This is a genomic window from Colwellia sp. MB3u-8, assembly GCF_014076985.1.
In the GTDB taxonomy this organism is placed as follows: Bacteria; Pseudomonadota; Gammaproteobacteria; order Enterobacterales; family Alteromonadaceae; genus Cognaticolwellia.
Window position 1 is genome coordinate 401,789 of record NZ_JACGVA010000058.1, and the last position, 20,043, is coordinate 421,831.

At 39.3% G+C, this 20,043-nt stretch carries 17 protein-coding genes; 9 read left to right on the forward strand and 8 right to left on the reverse strand.

The window, feature by feature from the left end; translation table 11 throughout:
* Window positions 1-85: 85 nt before the first annotated feature.
* Window positions 86-1,468 carry a signal recognition particle protein gene (ffh, locus tag H4J54_RS06510; protein WP_182190081.1) on the reverse strand — a complete coding sequence of 461 codons (1,383 nt, stop codon included), beginning with the start codon at window positions 1,466-1,468 and terminating at the stop codon, window positions 86-88.
* 202 nt (window positions 1,469-1,670) lie between these two features.
* Between ffh and H4J54_RS06515 the strand changes: the two genes are divergently transcribed.
* From H4J54_RS06515 to H4J54_RS06525, 3 genes are all read left to right on the forward strand, one after another.
* Window positions 1,671-2,774: an SO_0444 family Cu/Zn efflux transporter gene (locus H4J54_RS06515; RefSeq protein ID WP_182190082.1), complete on the forward strand. Its 1,104-nt coding sequence runs from the start codon at window positions 1,671-1,673 to the stop codon at window positions 2,772-2,774.
* Between the two features lie 112 nt (window positions 2,775-2,886).
* On the forward strand, window positions 2,887-3,687 hold the full coding sequence (locus H4J54_RS06520) for a cytochrome c biogenesis protein CcsA (RefSeq protein ID WP_182190083.1): 801 nt from the start codon (window positions 2,887-2,889) through the stop codon (window positions 3,685-3,687).
* Between the two features lie 86 nt (window positions 3,688-3,773).
* Window positions 3,774-5,051 carry an HlyC/CorC family transporter gene (locus H4J54_RS06525; RefSeq protein ID WP_182190084.1) on the forward strand — a complete coding sequence of 426 codons (1,278 nt, stop codon included), beginning with the start codon at window positions 3,774-3,776 and terminating at the stop codon, window positions 5,049-5,051.
* Between the two features lie 631 nt (window positions 5,052-5,682).
* On the opposite strand, the gene H4J54_RS06530 is transcribed toward H4J54_RS06525, so the two are convergent.
* Together H4J54_RS06530 and gshA are read right to left on the reverse strand one after the other, a co-directional pair.
* Window positions 5,683-6,306, reverse strand: a complete 624-nt coding sequence (locus tag H4J54_RS06530; RefSeq protein WP_182190085.1) for a hypothetical protein — start codon at window positions 6,304-6,306, stop codon at window positions 5,683-5,685.
* Between the two features lie 712 nt (window positions 6,307-7,018).
* A complete protein-coding gene (gene gshA / locus H4J54_RS06535) occupies window positions 7,019-8,623 on the reverse strand; it encodes a glutamate--cysteine ligase (RefSeq protein WP_182190086.1) in 1,605 nt (534 codons plus the stop codon).
* Window positions 8,624-9,010: 387 nt separating this feature from the next.
* Here gshA and H4J54_RS06540 point away from each other — a divergent pair, with 387 nt between their 5' ends.
* Window positions 9,011-10,369: a Na+/H+ antiporter NhaC family protein gene (locus H4J54_RS06540; RefSeq protein ID WP_182190087.1), complete on the forward strand. Its 1,359-nt coding sequence runs from the start codon at window positions 9,011-9,013 to the stop codon at window positions 10,367-10,369.
* The gene (locus tag H4J54_RS06545) at window positions 10,369-11,073 is read left to right on the forward strand and encodes a TIGR01621 family pseudouridine synthase (protein ID WP_182190088.1); all 705 of its coding nucleotides are present in this window, start codon (window positions 10,369-10,371) and stop codon (window positions 11,071-11,073) included. The genes H4J54_RS06540 and H4J54_RS06545 overlap by 1 nt, the downstream gene beginning before the upstream one ends.
* A gap of 93 nt (window positions 11,074-11,166) precedes the next feature.
* On the opposite strand, the gene H4J54_RS06550 is transcribed toward H4J54_RS06545, so the two are convergent.
* Together H4J54_RS06550 and H4J54_RS06555 are read right to left on the reverse strand one after the other, a co-directional pair.
* Window positions 11,167-12,513, reverse strand: coding sequence for a sodium-dependent transporter (locus tag H4J54_RS06550; RefSeq protein WP_182190089.1), 1,347 nt, complete (start codon window positions 12,511-12,513; stop codon window positions 11,167-11,169).
* Between the two features lie 264 nt (window positions 12,514-12,777).
* Window positions 12,778-13,260, reverse strand: a complete 483-nt coding sequence (locus tag H4J54_RS06555) for a YajQ family cyclic di-GMP-binding protein (protein ID WP_182136040.1) — start codon at window positions 13,258-13,260, stop codon at window positions 12,778-12,780.
* A 228-nt stretch (window positions 13,261-13,488) separates the two neighbouring features.
* On the opposite strand from H4J54_RS06555, the gene H4J54_RS06560 reads away from it, so the two are divergent.
* Both H4J54_RS06560 and H4J54_RS06565 read left to right on the forward strand, forming a co-directional pair.
* Window positions 13,489-13,872 (forward strand): VanZ family protein, encoded by a 384-nt coding sequence (locus H4J54_RS06560; protein WP_182190090.1) that lies wholly within the window; start codon window positions 13,489-13,491, stop codon window positions 13,870-13,872.
* Entirely contained in the window at window positions 13,869-14,765 is an 897-nt protein-coding gene (locus H4J54_RS06565) for a ketopantoate reductase family protein (RefSeq protein ID WP_182190091.1), read from the forward strand. The genes H4J54_RS06560 and H4J54_RS06565 overlap by 4 nt, the downstream gene beginning before the upstream one ends.
* Before the next feature lie 315 nt (window positions 14,766-15,080).
* On the opposite strand, the gene thiI is transcribed toward H4J54_RS06565, so the two are convergent.
* The 3 genes from thiI to pomA form a co-directional block, all read right to left on the reverse strand.
* On the reverse strand, window positions 15,081-16,535 hold the full coding sequence (thiI, locus tag H4J54_RS06570) for a tRNA uracil 4-sulfurtransferase ThiI (RefSeq protein WP_182190092.1): 1,455 nt from the start codon (window positions 16,533-16,535) through the stop codon (window positions 15,081-15,083).
* Between the two features lie 408 nt (window positions 16,536-16,943).
* Complete coding sequence (locus H4J54_RS06575) at window positions 16,944-17,879, reverse strand: flagellar motor protein MotB (protein ID WP_182190093.1); 936 nt, start codon at window positions 17,877-17,879, stop codon at window positions 16,944-16,946.
* 11 nt (window positions 17,880-17,890) lie between these two features.
* Window positions 17,891-18,655 (reverse strand): flagellar motor protein PomA, encoded by a 765-nt coding sequence (pomA, locus tag H4J54_RS06580; protein WP_182190094.1) that lies wholly within the window; start codon window positions 18,653-18,655, stop codon window positions 17,891-17,893.
* Window positions 18,656-18,890: 235 nt separating this feature from the next.
* On the opposite strand from pomA, the gene xseB reads away from it, so the two are divergent.
* A complete protein-coding gene (gene xseB, locus H4J54_RS06585; RefSeq protein WP_182190095.1) occupies window positions 18,891-19,145 on the forward strand; it encodes an exodeoxyribonuclease VII small subunit in 255 nt (84 codons plus the stop codon).
* Window positions 19,138-20,028 carry a (2E,6E)-farnesyl diphosphate synthase gene (gene ispA, locus H4J54_RS06590; protein ID WP_182190096.1) on the forward strand — a complete coding sequence of 297 codons (891 nt, stop codon included), beginning with the start codon at window positions 19,138-19,140 and terminating at the stop codon, window positions 20,026-20,028. Before xseB ends, ispA begins: the two co-directional genes overlap by 8 nt.
* Window positions 20,029-20,043 lie beyond the last annotated feature (15 nt).

Consider the following 20,043-nt stretch of genomic DNA (forward strand, 5'->3'; position numbering starts at 1 on the left):
ACTCTAGAAAATAAAAGTGTAGAAACCAAAAAAGGTAGCCATATGCTACCTTTTTTAGTTTCAAAATATGATTTAGCTTAACAGGTTAACGCCCCGGCATACCGCCGCCCATGCCACCACCTGGAGGCATCATGCCTTTCATTGAGCGCATCATTTTTTGCATGCCGCCTTTACCTGACATTTTTTTCATCATTTTTTGCATTTGCGTAAATTGTTTAAGCAATTTATTGACGTCTTGTATTTGCGTACCCGAACCGGCAGCTATACGACGCTTGCGTGAGCCTTTAATAACGTCAGGGCGTTGTCGTTCGGCTTTGGTCATAGAGTTAATCATAGCCTCCATGCGAATGGTGACTTTATCATCCATTTGGCCTTTAACTTGTTCTGACATATTGCCCATACCGGGTAATTTATCCATCATGCCCATCATGCCACCCATGCTTTTCATTTGCACAAGTTGGTCACGAAAGTCTTCTAAATCAAAACCTTTACCACTTTTTACTTTTTTCGCTAATTTTTCGGCTTGTTTGCGATCAACCTTTTGCTCTACCTCTTCAATTAAAGAAAGTACATCGCCCATACCCAGTATACGAGAAGCAATTCTGTCTGGATGAAAAGGCTCTAAGGCTTCAATCTTTTCGCCAACCCCCATAAACTTGATAGGTTTACCGGTAATATGGCGAATAGATAACGCCGCACCACCACGGGCATCACCGTCAGTTTTGGTTAAGATGATACCGGTTAATGGTAAAGCATCATTAAAGGCTTTAGCGGTATTAGCCGCATCTTGACCTGTCATGGCGTCAACCGTGAACAAGGTTTCAATGGGGTTAATGGCGGCGTGTAACTGTTGGATCTCAGCCATCATTTCGCCGTCGATGTGCAAACGTCCGGCGGTATCAACAATAACGACATCAAAAAAGTTTTTCTTCGCGTGGTCAATCGCACCGTTGGCAATATCAATAGGCTTTTGGTTAATGTCACTTGGGAAAAAGCCAACATTAATTTCAGTGGCTAACATTTCCAGTTGCTTAATCGCTGCGGGGCGATAAACATCAGCACTCACCACAAGTACTTTTTTCTTTTCACGCTCAGTTAAAAATTTAGCTAACTTAGCAACAGAGGTCGTTTTACCTGCACCTTGTAAGCCGGCCATTAACACAACGGCTGGCGGCGTTGTTTTTAGGTTAAGGGCTTCGTTAACTTCACCCATCGCCATTTCAAGTTCAGTACGAACAATTTTTACAAAAACCTGACCTGGCGTTAAGCTTTTAGAAACATCTTGCCCAACAGCACTTTCTTTTACTTTGGCAATAAAATCGCGAATAACCGGTAAAGCGACATCAGCTTCTAATAATGCCATCCGTACTTCACGTAAAGTTTCTTTTATATTGTCTTCAGTTAAGCGACCACGGCCACTGATATTTTTTAGTGTTTTCGTTAAACGATCGGAAAGATTTTCAAACATAAATGACTCAAATATTAACTTTGCGCAAAAAATTACCTCTATTATACCCGTACAATTAATTAGCGAAAGTAGAAGTTATGTTTTTAAGCTAATGATGAGATTTAATCTCACAATATGTAGACAGAAAAGCGGGGTTATAGATCAATAACAGTGAAAAAATTTATGATAAACTCTCGGTAATTACCTCACTTTTGGACCAAGTGTGAATACCTTTATTTTATTTTTTGACAATTTATTACAGCTCAGTGTCGAAGCTAGCCCATGGCTATTGCTCGGTTTGCTTATTGCCGGCCTAATGAAAGCTTGGGTATCCACTAAAATTTTAAGCCGGCATTTAGGTCATGGTAATAAAGCCATTATTAAAGCGGCATTTATTGGTGCACCATTACCGTTATGTTCATGTGGCGTGATCCCTGTGGCGACTGAACTACGACGCTCAGGAGCTTCAGCTCCTGCCACTGCAGCGTTTTTAGTCGCAACACCTGAAACTGGCGTAGATTCGGTGTCGGTTTCCTATGCTTTGTTAGGGCCTATTCTCGCCATTTATCGCCCCATGACGGCAATATTATCGGCAATTTTTACCGGTATGATAGTTGCAACATCCAAAGAGAGCTTTACCCGAGTAAAAAGCCACAACACGCATAGTGAATTAACCCCTTGCTGTGCAAAAAGCACAACCCCTATTGCGGCTGAAATGGCTAAAAAAACAAGCTCATGCTGTACGAGCAAGTCAACAAAGCTTAGCCATTCAGTACTTAGCTATTCAGTAATAGCGAAAACATTGGCCGGCATTCGCTACAGCGCAACACAATTAATTGATGACTTAGTGCGCTGGCTATTATTAGGCTTATTGTTTGCCACTGCGGTAAGAACATTTGTACCTACATCATTTTTATTAAGCTATGGCAGTGGCTTAGGCGCTATGTTGATGATGATTGCACTGTCGATTCCTATGTATATATGCGCTACTGCCTCAACACCTATTGCCGCTGGCTTTATTATGGCAGGCATTTCTCCAGGTACTGCATTAGTCTTTATGATGGCAGGGCCGGCCACTAACATTTCTACTTTAGGCGTTATTAAAAATGAAATGGGTAGTAGCGTATTAATAAAGTACCTTTTAGGCATTAGCATTTCTGCCATTAGTTTTGGTTTATTATTGGACTGGGGGCTAGTTTATTTTAACATTGATATTAGTCAGCAAATGCAACACAGTCTCCAGTTAATACCTTTTTGGTTTGGCTTAACTTGTCTTGGCATATTAACATTCTTAGCCATTAAACCTTTGCGTAAACTCTTGATATAAAATAAACAATAGTATGGAGTCTGCTAGCGGTTCTGCTAGAATCGCTATAGTAAATATTAACTAGCCGTATTATTTACCTTGTGGACAATTTTTAATTTTTTTGGAGCTCTTTGTGGAATTTTCAAGTATCAGTTCATTTGCTGCGTTTGTATGCTACAGCGTGGCGACGATATCAATTTTATCGCGTTTATTTCATCCGAAAGGACCAAACTTAATCATTACCTTGATTTTTGCCTGTTTGGCGATTGTTTTTCATGTATTAAGTAGCTCACAATTTTTATTTACCCATAACCACCTTAATTTCTCGCTACCTAATGTGGTTTCTCTGGTCAGTTTAATTATTACCTTAGTTATTTCTACGGTCGCTTTACGCTTCAAAGTTAATTTATTATTACCCGTGATTTATGGTTTTGCCGGCCTTTGGCAACTCAGTATGATTTTCATTTCACCGATAGGTAATATGGAGATTGTTACCGATAAGCTTGCCATGTTAAGCCACATTACCTTAGCCCTTATTGCCTATTGTATTTTAGTTATCGCCACTTTGTATGCCTTTCAAGTAGCCTATATCAATAAAAAATTAAAAAGTAAAAATATACAAGCCGTGCATCACTTACCGCCTTTAATGCAAGTTGAACGCCAGTTATATATTATTTTACTCTTGGGAAGCATCTGCCTATTGCTCAGCCAAGCATTAGGCTTTTTGTTTCTTGACGGCATGATCTCAAAAGTAAATGCGCATAAAACTATTTTATCGCTGATCGCCTGCAGCATTTACTTCTTAACGTTATGGGGACATTTTAAACAAGGTTGGCGCGGCCAACGGGTACTCATATTAACCGTAATTGCCACCTTCATACTGACTTTGGCCTATTTTGGTAGCCGATTTGTGAAAGAATTTCTCTTATTATAATTTTTAGGGTATAAGTTAACTTTGTATTACTTTTCCACTTTGGTCTTGTAATACTGGTTATAAATAACTCATCAATAGGATCCCTTTTGGATAACATCTCTACCGATATGCTGTTTGTCGTACTCGGCATTCTCATATTCATATCAGCCTATTTCTCTGGTTCTGAAACGGGCATGATGTCGATTAACCGGTATCGGTTAAAACACCTAGAAAAACAAAATCATAGTGGCGCAAAAAGGGTGAGTAAATTACTGGCAAAACCAGATAAATTAATTGGCCTGATCCTGATTGGCAATAACTTAGTCAATATTTTTGCCACCCTAATTACCGGCATCATAGCGCAACGATTGTACGGCGACGCAGGCGTGTTTTATTCCGGTTTGTTGCTGACGTTAGTTATTTTGATTTTTGCTGAAATAACGCCAAAAACCTTAGCCGCACTGTATCCAGAAAAAGTCGCGTTTCCGAGTTCATTAATCCTAGTTTTACTTTTAAAGCTACTCTACCCTTTCGTTATTGCCGTCAATTGGATCACCAATGGCATATTAGCCATATTAGGGATTAGTTCAGAACAACGTGAACAACACAGTTTAAGCTCTGAAGAATTACGCACCGTGGTAAATGAATCAGGTGCCTTATTGAAATCTCAAGATCAAGACATGCTAGTAGGTATTCTCGATTTAGAAAATGTCACTGTTGAAGATATTATGATCCCGCGTAATGAACTGGTTGGCATCGATATCAATAACGAGTGGAAACGCATCCAAAAACAACTTACCCAGTCAAACCATACCCGAGTATTATTATATCGTGACAATATTGACGATGTAGTAGGTTATGTTCACATGCGTGATGCCTTGCGATTAGTCTCAAAAGAACAATTTACCAAAGCAACCTTGTTACGTGCTGTGCGAGAAATTTATTTTATTCCTGAAGGTACTCCCCTCAATGTGCAACTGTTAAAGTTTCAACATGCAAAAGAGCGCATAGGCTTAGTGGTTGATGAATATGGTGATATTCAAGGTTTAGTCACCTTAGAAGATATTCTTGAAGAAATTGTCGGTGATTTCACTACAACGATGACGCCAACCACCAGTGATGAAGTAAATATTCAACCCGACGGTAGCTATTTAGTCGATGGCAGTGCCACCGTACGTGACGTGAATAAAGAAATGGCCTGGAATTTCCCTACTGATGGCCCAAAAACGATCAATGGCTTAATTTTGGAATACCTTGAAGATATTCCAGAAGCAAACTTAAGCGTTAGAATAGCAGGCTACCCGCTAGAAATTATCGCAGTAAAAGACAATATGATCAAAACCGTTAGAATTTTACCTGATTTTTATGACGGTATTAAATCTTAGCGATTTAAAGGCTAAACTAGCTTTTCGCGCAAAGACACCGTTGAACCTAAGTCAAGGGTGTCTTTTTTCTTATGAGTTCTTCGATAACTAAGCTTTAATAAGTTAACTTTAATAGCGAGCTACCGTCCTCAATTATTCATTTCATCTTATAATGCCGATCAGTAAATAACACTTACCCCAAAGCATTTCCAGCTCATTTATATAGCTTTTTGTGGATAGAATGTTCGCCAACGAGACTTACTAACAAGGTTATGCACAGCTCTAGATCTGAAGACGATTTTTCCACAATTTCTGTGGATAACAAATGCGAGCCCTCTAACAAATAGCCTTTGAATTTTGCAATCTATTTTTCGAAATAAAATGAAGTTTTTTTTAAAAATCACTGAGTTTATTTTCCAGCCCTTATTCACACTGAGTTGTTAAAAAATAATACTCTTTTTATCAACTTTGGCAAGAACTATGCTATGGAACTAACTACTAAAACGTTGCAGTAAAGCGGTGTAAGACACAGGTAATTTTAAGTGGGGTAAAGCTTACCCTTGGTTTAATAACGGCTAGTAATCTTGTTAGTAATAAAGCGAAAAAATAACGAGAGGCTAAAAACTTGTTAACCTCTGTCATAGTAAACGAATTAGCCACCAAAAAATAAACGCCATAACCAACCATGATTAAGTTCTTCTTCACAGCTTTTAAGCTGACTTGAATAACGCTTACCACGACGATCGACTTTTCGGGCCACCTTACTTAACCAAGGTTTTTTCTTATAACTTTTATGTTTAAAGCCGCCCCAACCTTCATGATAATTTAAATACTGGTTGTAGCCATCCCATTTAGAGACCTTATTAATTTTTTGAGTTTTAAAAATAAACCAACCCATAAAATCGATAGCATCTTCAAAGTCATCACGATCAGCACCGGCATTGTCAGTTTCTCTCACGTAGTCTGCCCAAGTCATAGTTTTTGCTTGTGAATAGCCATAAGCGCTGCTAACTCTACCCCAAGGAATAAACCCTAGCAGGTAGTCCCTAGGAGGCAATGCACCTGCTTTAAATGAGCTTTCTTGATACATCATACTCATCGGCACATGAATAGGTACACCCCAACGTTCGCGCACTTCTTTGGCAATAAAGTACCAATCTCTATGTTCACGGAATATTTCGCATAAATTTTCAGGATTTTTTGGTGGGCTAGTCGCGCAACTTGATAACGTTAAGCAAGCTAACGCAGAAATAATAAGTGTTTTAAAAAAGGCCATGAATGCAGTTACTTAGTTTTGAGTGATAATATCATGCCAGAATATTGTCGAATTTTCAGATTAAAGTCGCCATATATGACACTTTTTTCTAACACCCGCTTGGAGAGCTCTATTCTGATGCATAACTTTCTGATGCATAAAATAAAAACACTATAATCACATCATATTCAAATAGACTCTACATACTATATAAAATTTATCTAAGTTTTGGCACTGATTACCTTTTTAGTTATGATAGTTACATTTCGGGAATAAGCGCGTACTAGCTAGTAACTTTATTTATTTCACAGCAGATTCATTGTTTTAATCTACAATATTAGGCAGCTTTTTTTACCCTAAACTTATTTTAACTATTAAGTTAACTTTGATGAACTTGGTGGTGAATCATTCTGATTATAAAATAGGCAAAATAAACGTCCATATCATGGAGGCAAGCTACAGCTACTGCTGAGTGTTCATTTAGGAAGTAAGCAAGAGGAAGAAAGAACAAATTAATCGTATGAAAAATGAACTAACAACGAAGTAGCCAGTCATAATACATGAAAGTAAGACCTTCCTGGATTGCTTTCTTATTATTTACAGCGCGTTACTACCTTAACGCGCTTTTTTTTGCTGAAAGTTTTGCCAACAACTTAGGTAACGGTTACGAACGATCATAACCGCCACGGATAATGGCAATCAAATTACCGTGATATTAAAAGCTAAATGTTACTCAGGAGAAGTAATCCTGTAAAAACGTATCAAAATCTACTTTATCGTTTGCTTCAATATCGGCATTTTTTTGCAATGAATCGGCGACGGTTTCAATAAAATATTCTGCGTTAAACTCTTGATAATCATTAGCTAAAAGCTGTTGGCGATAATCAACAGCCTTAGCAAGGGCCATCTTCGTTAATGATTGATTTTCATCCACCACTGCCGCTAAAATTTGTGCTGACGGCGTTAAACTCGCGTCGTTAATTTTAGCCGCTTCCGCCGCCAGTACTTGGCTGTATAACTTACTGTCATTAGCTTGATCTAATAACGTAGCGATACCTGCCATTTTAGCGAAAATTTCGCCACCCCATTGCTGTACAGACTTTTCTGCTGCGCTGTTTTCTAGCTTGTCTTCTGTACTACTTTGGGTAATATCTCGTAATAATAAGCTTGGATCACGACCTCTTACTACCACAGCATCCATATTTTCTTCACTGGTTGCCTGTGCTTTGCAGTCAAGTATTGGACTCGTTTCCAGCATACAAAAAGTCAGAAAAATGTCTAAAAACCGCACTTGTTCAACCGTTATACCAGTGGCAGAAAAAGGGTTAACATCAAGTGCTCTAACTTCAATATATTCAACACCCCTATTTTTTAAAGCTTCTGATGGCTTTTCGCCGGCTTTAGCAACACACTTTGGTCGCACTGGCGCGTATAATTCGTTTTCTATTTGCAAAACATTGCTATTGAGCTGTTGGTATTTACCATCCACTTTAATACCAATTTTCTCAAATTTTTTCGACGGTAAGTTAATCGCGTTTTGCACCCCGTCTAAGTAGCCTGACAAGTTGTTATAGCAAATTTGCAACGATGACTGTTCACTGTTGGTATAACCTAAATCGCTCATACGTAACGACGTGGCATACTCAAGGTACAAATAACCTTTTTCGGTTTTTTTAAACGGTAAATCAGTCGGTTTATTTTTTAAAAAGGAGCCACAAATAGCGGGTGAACTGCCATATAAATATGGGATCAGCCAGCAAAAACGTTTGTAGTTTCTTAACAATGCAAAATATTTATCAGAAGTAAAATCATCAATGTCATCAGTATTTTTTTCGATGGCTTGCAGCGATTGAAAAAAACTTTGTGGAAAGGAAAAGTTAAAGTGTATGCCAGAGATAACCTGCATCATGCTGCCATAGCGATTTTTTAAGCCTTGGCGATAAACAGTTTTCATTCTACCTATGTTAGATTTACCAAACTGAGCTAAGGGTATTTTATCGTCATCATCAACAAAGCACGGCATACTCATTGGCCATAATAGCTCACCATCAAGTTGGCTTAAGGTAAACTTTTGCACATCTTCAAGTTGGGCAATAACCGTTTCAGGTTTATAGCTCACCGGGGTGATAAATTCCATCAAAGTTTCTGAGTAGTCGGTGGTAATATTAGGATGGGTTAACGCCGAGCCTAATCCTTCACTGTGCGGGCGTTCAGACAACCCGCCTTGTGGTAGCACCCGAAGTGCTTCACGTTCTATACCTCGACCAAATTGGCTCAAAGAAGTTTGATGCTTTTCTTGAGTAAAAGCCGTGATATATTCGTTTAATGTTAATGTCAAAATAGTTCCTGATGCGTTACGCCAGTGAGTGACTGTTATTTAAGGGTGAAATGTGAATTTTTCAATGGCTACAATGATTTATTATTCTTTAAATATGAGTAGGTCAGGTAAATAAAGTACCAACAAAACGGTAAAAATTTGCTCTCTAACTTTAAACTCACCACCTTACTCTGATAAAATATACGCTATATTGCTGCACTTATCTTTATCTAACTCAAATATTGCAGCAATTCAGTCAAAGTATGTTTCTTTTTTTGAAAATTTTATCCTCAGGTCTGCCAGCATACAGTTTCTTATTGAATGAGCTTACGGTAAAGTTAGCTGCTGTAAATTTTTAAGTTATAGCTACAAGTTCCTCCCCCCAACATAAAATAATAAAGGTTTACTATGCAAGACAGTGTTTTTAGCTTACTCCCCCCACTTGTTGCTATTATCATTGCCATATGGCGAAAAAAAGCACTTTTTGCACTTTTATGTGGTGTAATGCTTTGTTATGTCATGATAGCAAATGGCAATCCTATTGACGGTTTAACTGGCACTACCCTGGGTATTACGCAAGTATTTACTTCTTTAGGTAACGTATATATTGTCAGTTTCAGCTTATTAATTGGCGCGTTAGTCACCTTGATGAATCAATCGGGCGCGGTAAACGGCTTTATTAACCACCTAGCCTCATTAAACTTAGTGAAAAACAGCCGACAAGCTAGCATGTTACCCACAGTGATCGGTACCACCATTTTTACTGATACTAATCTCAGCATGTTTACTGCCGGCATGGCGAGTCAAAAGCTATTCGATCAGCACAAGCTTAGCCGAGCTAGGCTAGCTTACTTGGTTGATTCAACCTGTGCGCCCATCAGTATTTTATTTTTGATTAATGGCTGGGGAGCTTATGTTTTAGGCTTACTTGATGGTTATTCATTTAAGGATCCGGTCGGTATTTTAATTGCTACCATTGGCTATAATTTTTACGCCATTATTGCAGTGGCTTTAGCTTATTACACCGCCTTTAGTGGCCGAATTTTTGGACCATTAAAGCGTGCTGAATCGGTAGTACAGACACAACAAAAAACCACGGTTGATGATGTTGCCCCCGCCTATATTATGTGGTTCCCGATGCTAACGCTATTAATGGGCACTTTTATACTGCTTTGGTTTACCGGTGACGGTGATATACGTCGAGGTTCTGGTGCTTTCTCTGTGTTTTGGTCTGTGGTTGGTGCGCTAGTATTCTTAGTGCTCTTAATTATGGGCCACAAGCTCATGTCATGGTCGACTATCGTTAAAACCATTGTTACCGGTATTAAATATATGTCACCTGTTGTCGCCATTTTAGTCTTGTCGTTTGCTTTTGGCGACGCTATTAAAGCGCTTGGTACGGGGGTTTATGTCAGCCAATTAATTAATGTTGAAGTGCCATTATTTTTAATGGCACCCATTTTATTTATTGCCGCCGCTATAATGGCCTTTGCAACCGGCACATCATGGGGCACCTTTGCGATACTGATCCCCATTGCTGTACCTATCGCGCAACAAAGCGGCTTGCCTATTGAATTTTTGGTGGCTGCTGTGCTCGGTGGCGGTATATTTGGCGATCATGCATCACCTATTTCCGACACCACCATTGTCGCCTCAATTGCCAGTGGCTGTGATCACTTTGAGCACGTTAAAACCCAATTACCTTATGCCTTAGTGGGCGCGGTACTCACACTCATTATTTATATCGTCATAGGGCTGAGCTTTTAATGACTGAGCAAGCCTTAACTGTGATTGATCACCAAGCTGACTTTATCGTCATTGATAAACCCCAAGGGCTGAGTTTTCATGATGAAGAGAACCTTGGCAGTGGTTTATTTTCCCAAATAAAAGCTCAGCTAAAAACCCAGTTTGCCCTCACTGAGCTTTATCCTGTTCATCGATTAGATAAGATGACCTCGGGGCTGATTATAGTGGCTAAAAATAGTGCCACCGCCAGAGCGTTTCAACAACAATTTGAGCAACACCAAGTGCAAAAATATTACCTGGCAATAGCAGAGGGTAAGCCGAAAAAAAAACAAGGCTTAATTAAAGGTGATATGGAAAAAAGCCGCAGAGGTATGTGGAAATTGCTCCGCACTATGGATAATCCCGCTATCAGCCAATTCTTGTCTTTCACTATCGCCCCTAAACAACGGCTCTATTTAATCAAGCCTCATTCGGGTAAAACGCATCAAATTAGAGTAGCGCTCAATAGCATAGGCGTCCCCATACTGGGTGATCCGCTATACAACAGTGCACTCAATACAGATCGAGGTTATCTACACGCCTTTGCCTTAAGCTTTAGTTTGCACAAGAAACAATATCAGTACTGCCTGCCGCCAAGCGCGGGGACTGTTTTCAACCAGACTTCAACGCTTGCGGTTATAAAGCAACTGACACCACCATGGCAACAATCATGGCCGGCATTATAATCTATACTTAACAAGCATTCTGGCACAAAATAGCATAAGAAAAGGGAGCTAAAATAGCTCCCTTTTTCATCACTAAATTTTCAAGCGGTTTTATTACAATGAATGCCAGAAAACAATAGCGATTGCGGTTGGACAAACAAACTTAGTGTACCAAGGCCAAATTTTCCAAAATAACGAATGTTCGACCATATCATTACCTTGCTTAAGTTCATTTAAAATATCGTTACGAAACCAAATCCAGCCGACAAACACACAGCACAACATTGCAATCAGTGGCTGACCATAAACGGTAGACATCGAAATAGCTAAACCAAAAAGCACATCAAAATTAAATACGATTAAGGTACTTAACATAAAGATACCCAAGCCAATAAAGGTGGTGGCTTTTTTCCGTTCAATATTATGACGTTCTACCACAAAAGAAACCGGCCCTTCTAACATTGAAATACTGGATGTTAAGGCGGCAATTGACATTAAAACAAAAAAACCAAAGCCAACAAATAAACCAATAGCCCCCATACCGTTGAATAAGGTCGGTAAGACATCAAAAACCAAATTAGGACCAGAAATTAAACTGCCATCTGCACTAAAGATGGCGACACCTTGTGCCTGAGCAACATACATGGATGGAATAATAAGCAAACCGGCCAAGAAGGCAATCGAGACGTCAATTAAGGTCACTTGTGCACCAAGTGATACTAAGTTTTCACTTTTAGATATATATGAACCGTAAATCACCATCACACTAGTCCCTAGTGACAAAGAAAAGAAAGCTTGCCCCAATGCGCTGATCAGTAAGTCGGGCTCAAGTATACGAGAAATATCAGGGTTTAAATACGCAGCGAAACCTTCTTTTGCCCCTTCTAAAGTAAAGACATAGAAGATCAATAATATCAGCAAACCTATTAGCATAGGCATTAAGCGCTTAGACCATTTTTCAATCCCCTGCTCAACACCTCGGCGAATAATCGCGATAGTAAGCATCATAAATAACGCAGAAAAAATTAAATTACGCGCTAAAGATTGTGAGGTTAGCCAGTTTGACGCTTCATTAAAGCCTAACAAAGTCGTCATCGGCTCAATCGCAAATGACATCATCCAACCCGCTAAAATGCCATAAAAACTTAAAATTAATGCCGCACAAATAATACCGCCAAAGCCAACGACAAAAGCAAAACGTTTGTGAAAAATATTGCGTGATATTTTTTGTAGTGATGTCACCGCATTGGCTTGGCCATATCGCCCTATCAGTAACTCCGCCATAAAAGCGGGATACGCTAAACAGAAGGCAAGCACTAAATACACTAGCACAAATGCAGCGCCGCCATTACTTGCCGTTTGGGTTGGAAAACCCCATATATTACCTAACCCTACCGCAGAACCCGCCGCCGCCATGATAAAACCAAAACGAGAACTGAACGCACCTCTAGAAGCAGCCATTTAAAACCATCATTATTATTGTTTGAATAAGTTAACTTACTTAAAATATTAAGAAATAAACAGCGTTTATTGCTGAAAAAGGTCATGAAAGTGCTTTTAATCGCTGTTTTTCGCGTAAACATTTCATTACTGGCTAAATTACAGTCAATCGTCTTTTTATTACTAGCTATCGCTTTGCAAAAGATTAAAGCAAAAAAAAGAGGCCAAAGCCTCTTTTTAAAAATTCGACACTAACCAATGGAAACTAACGCTATGATTAGCGCATTAATCTCTAAAATTATTATATTGAAATGATTGTTCAAACTCATTTTCTCTGAGTAATTGCATTACCGCTTGTAAATCATCACGCTTTTTACCGGTAACGCGCACTTGTTCACCTTGAATTGAAGCCTGCACTTTTAACTTGCTGTCTTTGATCAACTTAACCACTTTTTTGGCCACCAATTGTTCGATGCCTTCTTTAAAGGTCGCCTCTTGGCTAAAGTTTTTCCCTGTGTGCTCAGTGTTACTCAGTGTCAGCGCTTTGGCGTCAATATTGCGTTTGACTAATTGGCTTCTTAGCACATCCGCCATTTGCTTAAGTTGAAAGTCAGCATCACCTTTCATCGTTACTGTTGGCGTTTTCCAAGTAAAGCTTGCGTCTGCACCTCGAAAGTCAAATCGAGTCGATAACTCACGGTTAGCATTTTCAGTTGCGTTTCTAACTTCTTCCAAATTAATTTCGGAAACAATATCCATTGAAGGCATGATGATTCTCTATCTAACAATAATTAGCCATATATTATCAATATATGAAATTAATACCAATGCACAAGATAACAAATTATGCCTTTGACTAGGAATAATGCTCGTTGAATTAACTCAGTGAGCGATTATTTATGTTAACTGGAATAAAGCCTTTAGTTCAAAACAACAATGATAGTTTTCGTTGCTTAGCACTGATATGATTAATAACATCTGATTTTATTAAGCATAATGACCAACACCGCAATGAAAAGTCGCTATCACTTATCTATTCTCGCCATTATTGTTATGCTATTTTTTTGCTTTTATTTTAGTTCTGAAGACTTGAGGCGCATCGCTTTTCGCAGCACAGAAATCGACTCTATTGGCCATATTATCAGTTTTTTTTGCTTAACTTGGGTACTACACAGCATAGTAAAACTGCCGTTATTTAATACCATGTTAACCGTCGCTTTTTACGGAATACTCACCGAGTTAGGACAGTATTATTTAGGCTTTCGCAGTGCGCAAGTAAGTGATTTTATTTCTGATTTAATCGGCATAGCATTATTTGGCGTTATTAGATGGGTAATTTTGATCTATCGTAATCGTTCTAGTAATAACTCAACATCATGAATATTGTGGTTATTGGCCAAGGCGCTATCGGACTGCTCTGGTATCATCATTTAACTAAAGTGCAGGAAAACTCAGTCAGTTTATCCTGCTCAGCAAGCGCAAGCTCTGTGCCTAAACATTACCACTTTACTGACCTTAAAAACCACAGCGAACAGGGTGTATTAACGCTCGCCAATAACACTACCTTTGCCAATGCAGACTTGATATTGCTCTGCGTAAAGTCTTATCAGGTCAAAACCGCCATAGCAGCTTTAAACAATAAAATATCAACTCAAGCCATCATTGTTTTTTGTCATAATGGTATGGGCGCATACCACGACTTAGCCAAATTTCAGCAACCTTGTTTAGCGTTATTAACCACCCATGGCTGTAAAATAACCCGCCCTTTTCATGCTCAGCATACGGGTTTAGGTCACCATGATTTAGGCCTGATCGCTGGCGATATTAGACCATCAATACGTGATGAACTTATCGCTACATTGGCCCAAGCTTTGCCAACATTGACCTTTACAGAGAATATTAAAGACAAGCAATGGCTTAAATTAGCGATAAATTGTGTTATTAACCCAATAACCGCGATAGAAAACATCAATAATGGTCAGCTACTTGATGATAAATTCAAGTCACTGATCACTAAATTAATTCATGAGATCATCGCTGTAGCAGCTTATGAAAATATTAACTTTGACTTTAACGAGCTGCAAGCAAGCATACTGCAGGTAGCGAGAAACACCGCTAAAAATTGCTCTTCAATGCGCAGTGATATTCTACAGCAACGAAAAACTGAGATTGATTATATTAATGGCTACATTGTTAATGTGGCTAGAAAGGCAGGTCTTGGTACACCCCAAAATGAAAAAATAATACAGCAAGTTAGAGCGTTAGAAGTATAGTACTCTGACATGTTAACATTAAAAAACCCTTAAACAATGACTTAGTGGAGGGTTTTTAATGTTAACTAAAGCCGTTGAATCTATAGCGTTATTTAGCTGTAGTTGTAGTTTTTTTTTGTCGTCTCAAATAAAATAAACTGGGCTATTCATAACTAGGCTATGCATATTTTGCCCATCAGGTTAATTGCCTCTTGAACGCTTGACGGACTGAAGTTCGAGCTACAAAAAATTGCCCAACACTCTATTATCCCCCCTAGGTTCTATTTAGGGTAGACTCCATCAGCGAGCAAAATTGTGCTGAAATAGAGTGGTTACTTATGGCCGATACACTTTCACATTGGTAAAGCCTGCGCCTAATAAATAGAGCGCCTGTAATTTACTCATCACACCTTGGTCGCAATAAAGTAAGTAATCTTTAGACTTATCTAAGTCGCCAAATTGACTGGTTAGCTTGTAGAAAGGTAAATGTATAACCTCTACACCTTCTAACGCTAATGGATTGTCATCTTCTTCGTCGGGACTACGAATATCGAGCACGACTGCATTGGCTGGAATGTTATCTAAGGTATCAACCGCATGAATTTCTGCTTCACTTTCTTTACCAATATCACGAATATCAAATACGCGCGTTTCATCAACGACTTTGTCAAGAATTGAGAAGTCAAAGTTTGCTTCTTCTGCCTCAACTTTAGACAATACCGCTTTTACCGTTGGTTTTTTAGAAATAACACCACAATATTCAGGAATGGTTTTGGCAAAGTCTTCCGTACCAATTTTACGCGCAATATCAATAATATCTTGTTTATCGTAGGTGGCTAATGGTCGTAAAATCAAGGTGTCTGTCACCCGATTAATAACGTTTAAGTTAGTTAATGTTTGACTAGATACCTGGCCTATTGCTTCACCGGTAACTAAAGCTTGAATACCCATTTTGTCGGCTATTGTTGTTGCCGCTCGCATCATCATACGCTTAAGCACAACACCCATTAGACCGTTTTCAATGTTTTCTAGTATTTCTGCAACTACGGGTTCAAAATCTACCGCGAAAAACTTCACTCGATGTGACGCGCCGTATTTATTCCATAAATAGTAACTGACTTGCTTAACACCCACTTCGTGCGCCGCACCGCCTAAATTAAAAAAACAATAATGCGTTCGTGCCCCTTTTTTAATCATTTGATAACTAGCAACACCTGAGTCAAAACCACCCGACATTAGCGATAGCACATCTTCTTGTGTGGCAATGGGAAAACCGCCCATACCTTTGTGACGCTGGGTAACAATATATAAATTTGTGTTTTTAATTTCTAAATACACAGTAACATCAGGTTTTGTCAATTTAACGCTAGCAGATTCAACGTGCAAATTTAATCCACCGCCGACATATTTTTCGACGTCCATAGAATTAAAGTCGTGCTTACCTGAACGCTTTACTCTGACAGAAAATGTTTTGTTTTCGATATTCTTAGCATGAATCGCTAAGGTTTTTTCATAAATATCATGAAGGTCAGTAAAGCTGACTTGTTGCACTTCGAGAAACGTCGGAATGCCTGGCGTGGATTTTAAGGTCTCGATTAATTTTAAACGGTTTTCGGGGCTATTATTGGCCGTATTAACTTCAATGTTGTCCCAGTGCATTTGTGTTGTCACTTGTTCATCAACACGACGTAGCACATTTTTTATACTTGATTCTAAAATTTTAGTAAAACGCTTACGCACTGGGCGGCTTTTTATGGTTATTTCAGCTTGTAACTTAACAATAAATTTCATCAACAACGCCCTTATTTAGAATGGCGCGCATTATATACCTGTTCTACTCTAATATGCAATTTCAACGCTAAGCACCCTAATGTAAAATGATAACGGCTTATCTGCTAGGTAATAAACATTAACAATAAAATAATACCAAAGCGTTTTAAGTCCTAGTATCAAGTTTGCAGTGCAACAATAGCCATTAAATGAGGGAAGCTATTCATATTAAAACCTGTTATTGCACAATAGTTGCCGTATATCTGTATGCACAAAAAACAATCAAGGTAGTGGCATCTGCTTAACGCACAAAAATCTGCCTATTTAAAAGCAGTGGCGATAGACTAGCTTTAAGCTCAGCCATAAAAAAGGAGTACCTCATTGGTACTCCTCATATAATTTGCTTTCAGGTGAGATAAATTTTTATCATCACTGAATGGAGATTGGCGCTGTTTCTTTCGCTTTACCTTGGTTAATAGCAATTTCAACCCGACGGTTTCGACGACGATTTAAGCGATTAGTATTAGGCACTAATGGCCGTGTATCCGCGTGGCCAACAACCAGTAAACGAGACTGGTCAAAATCAGGCACTTTAATAATTTCATGCGCAATAGCCACAGCGCGTTTACTTGATAAGTCCCAATTAGAGGTAAACAATTCAGAACTAATGCCTTGGTTATCTGTGTTGCCAGAGATCATGATCTCACCGGGCACAGTATTTAATAACAAACCAATTTCTCGCATTATGGGTTTAAATTGTGGTTGTAAGAATGCTGAGCCAGATGGAAATGAGCCGTTTTCACGAATGCGAATAATAACTTGCTGCCCCAATGACTCTAACTCAATAGCGCCGTCTTGAATTTGTTGTTCTAATTGCTCGGCTATTTTTTTCACGAGATCATTAACTTGCTCTTGTGACGCTTGCTCTAGCTCATCTCTAGCTTGTTGTGATGCCGCTGTTGAGCTGGCATCTGCAGTGCTTTGTGATTGACCACCGCGTTGGGTGCCGCGTTGCTCTTGTCGACCACCCGCGGAGGTTTCATCACCGGCTTGAAATTCCAACATTTGCTGGGTCATTTCCATGGTTTGTTGTTGAATAACTTCAATCGGGGTTGGCTCAGGCTTACCGGGGCGAAATTCCTGAGCAATAATACTGGTGCCTTTAGGGATGTCTTTTACTTCTATTTTATTTTGTACACCAAAGGCAAATTTCATTGAACCCGCAATTTGCTTAAACTTTAATACGTCCATTTCAGAAAATGATAAAAGTAAGACGAAAAAACACATCAATAGCGCCATTAAGTCGGCAAATGTGCCCATCCATGGTGGTAATCCTGGGGGTGGGCATTTACATTTATCTGCCATAATAGACTCCCCTACTCTTCAGTTGTATTAACAGCTCGCTTACCTTCAGCAAGGTAGCTCTTTAGCAAGCCTTCAATAACACGTGGGTTTTGACCATCCTGAATACCTAAAACAGCATCAAGTACGAGTTCTTGATTCATTTTCTCTTCTGCTAAACGTAATTTTAATTTAGACGCGATAGGTATCGCAATAACATTCGCCAAAAATGCACCGTATAAGGTTGTTAGCAATGCGACCGCCATGGCCGGACCAATGGCCTTTGGATCGTCCATATTAGATAACATAGCAACCAAACCAATCAAGGTGCCTATCATGCCCATAGCGGGTGCAATATCGGCTAGGGCCATCATCATATTTGAGCCGGTTTCATGACGTTCGGTCGTGAGGTCGATATCTTTTTGCATTGTGGTGCGCACAACATCAGCATCATGGCCATCAACCAACATATCGACACCCTTTTGCATAAAAGCATTAGAAATTTCAGCTTCCTCTAGGGCTAGAAAACCGCCTTTACGAGCTGCATCAGCCATTTCTACTGACTTTTCAATTAACTCTTCAGGTGTTTCCAACTTAAACATGAAGGATTTAGCAATAATTTTTCCGATACCAAAAAATTGGCCTAAATTATAATTGGCTAACACAACAAAAATCGAGCCACCAAAGACAATAATCACCGACTGAGTATCTAAAAACATGCTAATGTCGCCAGCGAGTAACATCGCCATAATCAGTAACCCTATTGCACCGACTATGCCTATTAATGTTGCTAAATCCACAAATGCCTCCGATAAATTTTCTTAGATATACTCATTAGGCTGATAATACCTGATGAATAGGTCTGACGCGAATACTTATATTTTTCGTTATACCTGTGTTATCGCCCATATTGTCAATAACTTAAGGAGCTAATATCAATATTATCGCTATCAGCATCAATTCATCATTAATTGACCCCACGCCCTAGCTAAGGTAAGTTTGCGCCTAGAGTTCATATCACGCAAAAAAAAGTCCATGGCCAGAAAAAAAATTGAAAACTTAAGCTTTGAAGAATCATTAGTTGAATTAGAAACCATTGTGAAAAATTTAGAGCAAGGTGACCTTAACCTTGAAGACTCAATGGCCTTATTTGAACGTGGCCTACACCTGAGCCAACATAATCAAGAAAAACTTAAAGGTGCAGAACAGCAAATTAATATTTTGCTAGAAAAAAACGGCCAAGCGCCCTTAGAAAAATTTAATACCGACGAGACTAACATCTGTGACTAAACTCGCTCATATTGATGATGTGCAAACGCGCATTAATAATTATCTAGCCAAAAAGCTTGCAAGCTTAACCCTTAACGATGAAAAGTTATTAGCCGCTATGCGCTACGGCTTACTTATTGGTGGTAAGCGTATGCGACCATATTTAGCTTATATTACGGGGGCAACATTAGACGCTACGCAAGAGGATATTGACGGTGTAGCCGCTGCCATAGAGTGCATTCATGCTTATTCACTGTTGCATGACGACTTACCGGCAATGGACGACGATGATTTGCGTCGCGGCCAACCCACTTGTCATAAAGCCTTTGATGAAGCGACCGCTATTCTCGCTGGTGATAGTTTGCAAACGCTAGCTTTTGATATTATTGCCAACCATGAATTTTCTGAGGCCGTGGACAGTAAGCGCATTAATTTATTACGCCACCTGGTCAATGCCGCCGGTTATCAAGGCATGTGTGGTGGCCAAGCATTAGATTTAGCCGCCACTGATAAAGCCATTTCACTGGCCGCATTAGAAAATTTACACTCGTTAAAAACCGGCGCTTTACTTGAAGCTTCGGTAAAAATGGCCGCAGAATGCAGCCATAAAGCCACCTTATATGACAAAGAACAGTTAGCCCTTTATGCTAAGCTTGTTGGCTTGGCTTACCAAGTACGTGATGACATTATCGATATAACATCAACAGAAGAAGAGCTAGGTAAACCCACGGGTTCTGACCTTGCCGCCAATAAAAGTACCTATCCCGCATTGTTAGGTTTACAAGGCGCACAAGAAAAGGCCGAAAACTTATATCAACAAGCGCTTCAAGCTTTAGCCACTTTGCCCTACAATACCCAGAGCTTGTCCGACTTTGCGACTTTCATTGTCAGCCGCAAACATTAATTTTTAAATTTAATA